Source organism: Candidatus Cryosericum odellii (genome assembly GCF_003570935.1).
Classification (GTDB): Bacteria; Caldisericota; Caldisericia; order Cryosericales; family Cryosericaceae; genus Cryosericum; species Cryosericum odellii.
The window spans coordinates 1-7,844 of record NZ_QXIU01000122.1; the positions used below are offsets into that span (position 1 = coordinate 1).

Below are 7,844 nucleotides of genomic sequence, written 5' to 3' on the forward strand. Positions count from 1 at the left end.
GCAATAGAGTAATATCTCGTTGCCGCCAAGCGATACCACTTGGAAAGGGTAACGCTTGACTGCAACGTGCTGGATCGCCTATGAATGCTGGATGTGGTACTTGTCCTGGAAAGCGTCAAGGATACTGATGAACTGCGGGGTCAGGCGGGCGCGTGCCTCTTTGGCAATACTGTCTGGAACTCCACCATAGAGTGCCTCGGCCACCGAGCCTGCGATGGCGGCTTGTGTGTCGGCGTCACCGCCCAGAGCAACTGCGCGGCACACCGCGCCCTCGAAGGACATGGAGGTCAGCGCGCAGATAAGCGCCTCGGGTACCGACCGCTGGCACGTCTCGTCGAACGAGTAGGATGGCTGGATGTCCTCGTAGGCACGGTGCAGGTCGTACCCGAACCGAGTCTCAAGCACATCCCGGATGATAACCTGACTGGTCCCCTGGCGGGCAAGGAAAATGGCAGCCGCCGTGGCCTGAGCACCCTTGATACCCTCCGGATGGTTATGGGTCACCTCGGCTGAACGCTGCGCCTCCTCCAGCGTTTCCTCCAAAGTGTCGAAGGCCCAGCCCACAGGGCTGACGCGCATGGCCGACCCGTTGCCGAAGCTGTCGTACGGCTTCGCCCCTGGCGTGGTGAACCAATGCCTGAACCGCCCACCAAACCCAGCATCTGGATGCTCCAGCGCAAACTCGCGCAGCGTCTCTTCGTATGGGCGGCCTGTCAGCAGCGTCTGGGCCACGGCCATGGTCAGGACCGTATCGTCTGTCCACTTTGAGCCCTCGCTGAACAATGGGAAGTCCATCGACTTGATGGCATGAAACTCGTACACCGAACCGATGATGTCGCCTGCCACTGCTCCCAGCATCGCATTCCTCCCGAGATCGGGGCGACATACCAAGCGCCCCTCTACTATATTAGTATACTGCCAATTGCTGCGGTGAGAGACGAACCGGGAACGGAAACGAAAGATCTAAGGACAAGACTGGATTCCCGCCTTCGCCGAAAGCACCCCTCGCATTAGAAAGAAATGCTCGGGGGGGAATGACGGATGGGACGCGGGAATGACGGACCGAGCACACTGTTCACCTCCATGTTGAATGAGTCGATGTGGCATCTTCGAAATTTCTTCAACAAAGGGACTATAGTACCTTGGAATGATGTTTCCGTGGTAGTGCCTGACAGTTTTGAATTGTTTCACCATTGATGACAAGCAAAGTAAAAAGCCATTTTTGGGGGTTACTATATGAGCGAGATGCCACTTCTCAAGATAGGTGATCTGGAAGCTCGTATACCAATTGTTCAGGGAGGCATGGGTGTTGGTGTTTCTTTATCAGGTTTAGCGTCAGCAGTTGCAAAGGAAGGAGCTATTGGAGTTATTTCTTCTGCAGCGATTGGTATGTTAGAGCCGGACTTTGCCAAAGATTTCAGAGAGGCAAACGCAAGAGCTCTTAGAAAAGAAATAAGGAAAGCCAAAGAGATGAAAGGCATCATCGGTGTCAACATCATGGTAGCTCTTTCAGACTATGATGAACACGTCAATATTTCAGTGGAGGAGGGTGCTGATCTCATTATTTCAGGAGCTGGGCTTCCTCTCAAAGTCCCGGAGAAGATTTTGCAGGGCAAGAGTGAAAAGAATAGGACAAAATTTGTTCCTATCGTTTCCTCAGGAAGAGCTGCAGAACTTATCTTCAGATATTGGGCGAAGCGGTATGGGTTAGTACCGGATGCTGTAGTTGTTGAAGGCCCAATGGCTGGTGGGCACCTTGGATTCAAAAGGGAAGAGATCGATAACCCTGATTACGCCTTGGAAAGGATCCTTCCCGATGTTATTGCCGTCATAAAAACGTACGAGCAACGTTACGGGGAAAGCATTCCTGTCATTGCCGCAGGTGGTCTATTTACCGGAGCCGACATTTACAGGGCTCTTCAGTTGGGAGCAAGTGGAGTTCAGATGGCAACAAGGTTTGTAGGAACATACGAGTGCGACGCGTCAATGGAATTTAAAGAAGCTTACATAAAAAGCAAACAAGAGGATATTGTCATCATAAATAGTCCTGTTGGAATGCCAGGACGGGCGATCAGGAATAAATTCCTGGATGACGTAAGCCAGGGGATCAAAAAACCAATGCATTGCCCCTGGAAATGTCTAAAGCCGTGTGATTATGCCAATTCTCCTTATTGTATTGCACTTGCATTAACCAACGCCAAGAAAGGATATCTTGAGCATGGTTTTGTTTTTGCTGGTGCAAATGCGTATCGTGTAAAAGAGATACTTTCCGTGAAAGCACTGATCGAAACGTTGCAAAAAGAATATAGAGATGTCTCGTGCGATGAATTCCATAAATCCTCTTGATGTCGTATAATTTGAGCTGGAGGTCCTAGTTGAAGACGACCACGAACGAACGTAAGTTGTCCAAGGGGGATATAGAACAAATACTCCCTCAACGAGAACCATTCCTCTTTGTCGACGAGATAACTGATCTTGTGCCCGGAGAAAGCGTGACAGGCAAGAAGACTTTTACTGGAGAGGAGTATTTTTTCAAGGGACACTTTCCACAGATGCCACTTGTTCCTGGTGTTATTCTGATGGAATTTGCCGGGCAGGTATCTACATTTCTGATCCTTACTGTTCCAAAGAATAGGAACTTGTTTGGCTTTTTTGCCGGAGTGGACAAGTTCAGGTTTCTAAAAAAGGTGGTTCCTGGACAGACTCTTATTGTAGAATCAAGGCTTCTTTCTTTCAGGCATAACGTTGCAAGAAGTGAGAGCAAGATCTATTGTGGTGATTCTCTGGTAGCACAAGGTGTTATTGCTGCGGTTTTTGTTGATAATGAAACTCTTTAATGCAGGAGTTGTTTGATGGTAGGAATCGTCGGGTTGGGCAGTTATGTTCCTGAACAGATTGTCACCAACGCTGATCTGGAGAAGATTCTCGACACGACTGATGGATGGATAAAGAGCAGGTCAGGAATTACGGAACGGCGTTTTGCGAGAAAAGACCAGGCAACGAGTGACCTTGCAAAAATTGCTGCTGAACGGGCGCTGGAAGATGCCCATCTGTCTCCGAATGATATTGATTTGATCATTGTTGGAACAAACTCTCCTGACATGCATTATCCTGCTACGGCTTGCCTGCTGCAAGAGAAGATCGGAGCAAAAAATGCAGCTGCTTTTGACCTTCAGGCAGGTTGTCCAGGCTGGGTATATGGAGTTACTGTTGGAGCTCAATTCATTCAATCAGGCATGTACAAGAATGTTCTTGTCGTAGGAGCCGAGGTTATCACCAGGATGATGGACAATACAGATAGAGGGACGTATGTTCTGTTTGGTGACGGAGCAGGCGCTGCTGTACTAAGTAACGTCGAACATGGTGGTTTCCTTTCATTTGAACTGTTTGCTGATGGTTCTCTTGCGGAGTATCTCACGCTACCCGCTGGTGGCTCGAGGACACCTTTTAGCAAAGAAGTGCTAAAAGAACGAAGTTACTTCACTAAAATGGACGGTCAGGCAGTATTTAGATTTTCTGTCCGTGAGATCTCACGTATTTCAAAGAAAGTTCTTGAGAAAGCACATGTTCCCCTTGAGAGCGTTGATTGGTTCGTGCCTCACCAGGCAAACCTCAGAATCATTCAGTCTGGAGCTCAAGAATTGGGTATACCTATGGAAAAGGTTGTTGTTACTATTGATAAGTATGGCAATTCCTCTGCCGCGTCTATCCCTATTGCGCTTGACAAGATTTATACAGAAGGAAAGCTGAAAAATGGCGACAACGTGCTTATGGTTTCTTTTGGTGCTGGAATGACTTCCGGTGCAATTATTATGGAGTGGTCCAGATGAACGCCCGTCAAGTCGTGAGTTCACTGGAGATACTACGATCCGCGTCAAGAGGTCAAACATGGATTGGCGTCATGTTCAAGGGTCCGGTATTGGGATTTTGTGGTATAGAGGTGGTGGGCGATGAGAAGAAGTTTCCTCATGCAAGCGACCAGGGCAACTTTGGGCTTCTTGTGGTTATCAGCAACGAGATGCTTGTAGAACGTTCGTATGCACTCATTGTGTTGGATACTGTTCATACAAGCCAGGTACAGGACCTTCCTGAGCATTGGATCTCCTGCCCTGCTGATTTTCCTTCCGCCATTCAACGAAGAACCTGATTGCCGCTGGATGGGATCCAGTCCTGCAAGTGCGGTGATCTCATTTCGATTCGCACCAGGATACTTCCGGAAGAGATACAGAAGATTGATGGCAGAGATGACCCCGATCCCGTTCATGGAAAGAAGGTTGCCAAGGTCTTCTCGTGTCTCCTCATGATCCTCTGCAACTGCCTCCATCTCGTTCTCGAGCTGGTCCTCCATCGTACTAAGGTACTTGAGCTCCCTCTCGAGTGAGTCTTTCAGCTTCTTTGCCACCCCGCTCTTGTATTCCAGAGACTGCAGATGGTTGGAAAGCATGGTCCTTGTCTTCTGGATGATCTCATAACTTCCAAGCTCTGCTCCCAGCTGCTCCGCTATCTCATCCATCACTGGGATGCAGAAGTCTTCTTCTGTGAGCAAGGCATGGAATGCCTCCAACATCTTCGCATCAACGGTATCGGTCTTCGATCTGTTCCCCAATACCTTTGCGAAGTTCGCACTCTTCTTTGGGTTTACTTCATATACTCGGACCTCATGCTCTGCAGCAAATACACGCAGGTAGTTTGAATAGGGTCCTGTTGGTTCATAGATGAACCGTACTGTCTCGTTCCACTCTCCTCCATACCTCTTCTTGAGGAGCTTCTTCAGGGTCTTCAACCCCTTCTCATTGGGAACTTCCTCCTCTTGTGTTCCATCCCATACGGCTAACGTTTGCTTTGAAACATCAATGCCGATATACTCTGTCATACGAAACCTCCTTGCTGTATGAGGAGAGTTTGTAATGGGTTGCCCTTCCATACACGTTTCATTTCGTCTACAACCCAAGCTGGAGGATAGTTCTCCGCTTCTGATACTACACAAACTTTGGAAGGGCGATCCATCTTAGGTACAAGCTCATGAGGATTGCTCATTGCTTCAATGTACGCACGATCTACCCATTCCTCTCACCCACACGACTATCAATAGTATCTCTGTTCTCGTCATCATACGAGTACTCCCCCCATCGTACGAAATGTACGCGTAGCTGCTACAGTTCGTAGCCCTCGGCAGTTACCACACCGTCTGACAGGTCCAGGACGACGTAGGTGGCCGTGCGGGCGGGAAAGCGGCCCCCGATGCTGCCGGGGTTGACGAGGAGGATGCCGTCCTGACGCTCGATGAGACGGCGGTGCGTGTGACCGAAGAGGACGACGTCAGCCCTTTCCTTGCGCCCCTGTTCGAGGAGCAATTCCATCCCATACTTGGTGCCATAACTATGACCGTGCGTCATAAAGATGCGCCTGCCGGCGATCCGCAGGAGGCGCTGGAGCGGGAGCAATGCACCGAGGTCGCAGTTGCCGCGTACGGCGTCGAAGCGCACGGATGGATACGCTGCGCTGAGAGCAGCGACGTCGGCCTCGCCATCCCCGCAATGGAGCACGCGGGTGACTTCGGGATGCCGAAGCATCGCCTCCTTCAGGTTGGACGTGTTGCCGTGCGAATCGGAGACTACGAGAATACGCATGCAGGGACCAAGGGATGGATTCCCGCCTGCGCGGAGAAGCACCCCTCGTATGGGAACAAAGTCCTCGGGGGAATGACGGGAGGGACGCGGGAACGACGAATTGGCACCGTAGTTGTCACAGCTGAGCCGTCCGGATAAGATCAGCAAACAGCGTGATACGGTCGGCCTCCCCCGGACTCGGGAGAAAGGGTAGTACGTCGGCACGGAGCGCAGGGATGTCGAGCGTGGCCAACTTGTCCAGAACGACCTGGCGCAAGTGTCCCTCGTCTGGAATACCGGCTTTGGCCTGCAGGTATGCATAGTCCGGTTTCACTTGGCCCAGCAGCCAGGAGATGTCGTAGATGTCGCGTCCCATCGTACGTGGTCTGCCCAGCAACGCAGTGAACTTCTGCGCCAGGAGTACAGGGACCGGCGTCAGCAGTACCGGCACGAAGACGTCCAGGCGGCTAAGGATGCGCCGCTCCGGTGCGACGTCGAAGTTCTGGGGTTCCGTGTCAACCTTGATGCGCAAGACACTGTCGCGATGCCCCGTCAGGCTCCATTGCTGCAACACGTTGGTGAAGCGCAGTACTGCCGTCATACCCCGGTGCTCCTTCACCACGACGTCACACGCAACATCCTCCAGTGCAAAGCGATGTGCCACATCGTCGACCAGTGTACGGAACCCGGACGCCGAGACGCCCCGGTTGTCGAAGTCGAGGTCCTCGGAGAAGCGAGGACTGCCCGTGAACAGGTGAACGGCTGTTCCGCCCATGAACACGAGGCCGGCGCCATGGGTCGTGCCATAGATGTACTGCAGCGTCTTCAGCTGCAGATATTCCCGCAAGATCGACACCCTCCAGACAGGGGCGCTCTCGTGATACGCCTCGTAGACAACAGACGGCTCAAGCATTGCGCATCGCCTCCTCAAGTACATGCACCTGGCGTGACAGTCGCGCGTGGTCAAACCTCAACGCCCATTGCGCCAGGCGGTCATGGTCGAGCGCTGCAAATCCACCCTCGTCAAGGCGTACACTCATCATGTCATCCGTTGTGTGCAGACCCGGATGAAGGTACAGGTAGTCCAATATGGCCTTCTCGGCCTCGGCGATAAGGAACCTCCGCCCTCGCCCATACTCAACGACACGATATCCGAACCACCGAAGCGGCTTGACCGTCTGCCAGACAAACGTTGCCGCATCCGTCACCGATGTCCGCGTCGTGCGCGTCCCGACCAAGGTGATCGCATGGACGGTCTCGGGGACGAGTTCGTACCACGACAGCGCAGACTCAAGCGACACATACGCTGGGGGATAGGCCTGGCAGCCGACATCGAACAGGAGGGGCAGGTCCACCTGCACATCTGCGAAAACGTACCAGCCGCGCGCCAGCATGCGCACCTCTCCTTTGCGGTTCCATTCCGCAAGCGTCGGCTGACGGAACCCAGGATCGATGAGCGCAAGATCACGTATGCTGAACGGTGCATCAGTCCCTATGGTACGTCGCATGCTGTCGAGCAACATCTGTCTTCATCTCCCTTTCATACGCTATAGCGTATATAACTCAAATACATCTATTTATAGCGTACCCTTGTGCTGGTTCGTGTCAACAGCGTATATGGGGTCAGCTGGTAAACAGGCCCGGGTGGTACATGAAAGAATGGGTTCCCGCCTGCGCGGAGAAGCACCCCTCGTATGGGAACAAAGTCCTCGGGGGAATGACGGAGGGGAAGTGGGAATGATGGACTAAGGACAGCAGGCAGGCCTGGCGAGGACGGGTTGGAGGTCATCCCGTGAACTTACCACCCTGGGTCGGAATTACCAGCTGACCCCAATGGCTACCGGATGCCGCAACCGCCTGTCGACGCTACTTGCTGGAGACTGCGGCCTGCTTGTGGATGGTATGGAACCAGGTCTGGTCGTTGCGCGTGAAGAGGGCGATGAAGTCGAGCGGAAGCCACGTCAGCCCATACACAGCGAACATAAATACGCCCCACCAGTACTTCGGCCTGACCTTCTCGAGCAGCAGGGCCGCGACGAGCATCGGAGGAGCAAACCACTCGAATGTGAACAGGGCGACCCAGACCGAGGGAAGCACGATACCGGCGGATGCCCACACAGGCACGGCCATGTGGGTGAAGTGTATGACGACATTGACGAGCACCAGGAGATAGGAGAAGACCATCCAGATTGGCTGCCCGAGGTAGACCAGGATGTCGAATGCCGCCATGTCGAA

8 protein-coding genes and 1 pseudogene are annotated in these 7,844 nt (G+C 52.7%); 3 read left to right on the forward strand and 6 right to left on the reverse strand.

Annotation, left to right across the window (positions count from 1 at the left end):
- Positions 1-78: 78 nt before the first annotated feature.
- Positions 79-858, reverse strand: coding sequence for an ADP-ribosylglycohydrolase family protein (locus SMC5_RS05205; protein ID WP_119119883.1), 780 nt, complete (start codon positions 856-858; stop codon positions 79-81).
- A gap of 378 nt (positions 859-1,236) precedes the next feature.
- Between SMC5_RS05205 and SMC5_RS05210 the strand changes: the two genes are divergently transcribed.
- From SMC5_RS05210 to SMC5_RS05220, 3 genes are read left to right on the forward strand one after another with little or no spacing between them, the layout of a single operon-like run.
- Positions 1,237-2,346: an NAD(P)H-dependent flavin oxidoreductase gene (locus tag SMC5_RS05210; protein WP_119119884.1), complete on the forward strand. Its 1,110-nt coding sequence runs from the start codon at positions 1,237-1,239 to the stop codon at positions 2,344-2,346.
- A gap of 29 nt (positions 2,347-2,375) precedes the next feature.
- Complete coding sequence (locus SMC5_RS05215; RefSeq protein WP_207799090.1) at positions 2,376-2,837, forward strand: 3-hydroxyacyl-ACP dehydratase FabZ family protein; 462 nt, start codon at positions 2,376-2,378, stop codon at positions 2,835-2,837.
- 15 nt (positions 2,838-2,852) lie between these two features.
- On the forward strand, positions 2,853-3,830 hold the full coding sequence (locus SMC5_RS05220; protein ID WP_279386313.1) for a beta-ketoacyl-ACP synthase III: 978 nt from the start codon (positions 2,853-2,855) through the stop codon (positions 3,828-3,830).
- A 44-nt stretch (positions 3,831-3,874) separates the two neighbouring features.
- Here the strand turns inward: SMC5_RS05220 and SMC5_RS05225 are convergent, their stop codons facing one another.
- From SMC5_RS05225 to SMC5_RS10700, 5 genes and pseudogenes are all read right to left on the reverse strand, one after another.
- The gene (locus tag SMC5_RS05225; RefSeq protein WP_207799092.1) at positions 3,875-4,987 is read right to left on the reverse strand and encodes an IS110 family RNA-guided transposase; all 1,113 of its coding nucleotides are present in this window, start codon (positions 4,985-4,987) and stop codon (positions 3,875-3,877) included.
- A gap of 166 nt (positions 4,988-5,153) precedes the next feature.
- A complete protein-coding gene (locus SMC5_RS05230) occupies positions 5,154-5,672 on the reverse strand; it encodes a metallophosphoesterase (protein ID WP_165848987.1) in 519 nt (172 codons plus the stop codon).
- A gap of 73 nt (positions 5,673-5,745) precedes the next feature.
- Positions 5,746-6,522: a nucleotidyl transferase AbiEii/AbiGii toxin family protein gene (locus tag SMC5_RS05235; protein WP_165846147.1), complete on the reverse strand. Its 777-nt coding sequence runs from the start codon at positions 6,520-6,522 to the stop codon at positions 5,746-5,748.
- Positions 6,515-7,132, reverse strand: a complete 618-nt coding sequence (locus SMC5_RS05240) for a type IV toxin-antitoxin system AbiEi family antitoxin domain-containing protein (RefSeq protein WP_119119889.1) — start codon at positions 7,130-7,132, stop codon at positions 6,515-6,517. Before SMC5_RS05240 ends, SMC5_RS05235 begins: the two co-directional genes overlap by 8 nt.
- Before the next feature lie 343 nt (positions 7,133-7,475).
- Positions 7,476-7,844: pseudogene (locus SMC5_RS10700) on the reverse strand (hypothetical protein); the annotation flags it as partial.

What these genes read in the sequence shown, in the direction of transcription:
- SMC5_RS05205 (WP_119119883.1), bottom strand. Translation starts at nt 858, where the DNA reads ATGCTGGGAGCAGTGGCAGGCGACATCATCGGTTCGGTGTACGAGTTT.
- SMC5_RS05210 (WP_119119884.1), top strand. Translation starts at nt 1,237, where the DNA reads ATGAGCGAGATGCCACTTCTCAAGATAGGTGATCTGGAAGCTCGTATA.
- SMC5_RS05220 (WP_279386313.1), top strand. Translation starts at nt 2,853, where the DNA reads ATGGTAGGAATCGTCGGGTTGGGCAGTTATGTTCCTGAACAGATTGTC.
- SMC5_RS05235 (WP_165846147.1), bottom strand. Translation starts at nt 6,522, where the DNA reads ATGCTTGAGCCGTCTGTTGTCTACGAGGCGTATCACGAGAGCGCCCCT.
- SMC5_RS05240 (WP_119119889.1), bottom strand. Translation starts at nt 7,132, where the DNA reads ATGTTGCTCGACAGCATGCGACGTACCATAGGGACTGATGCACCGTTC.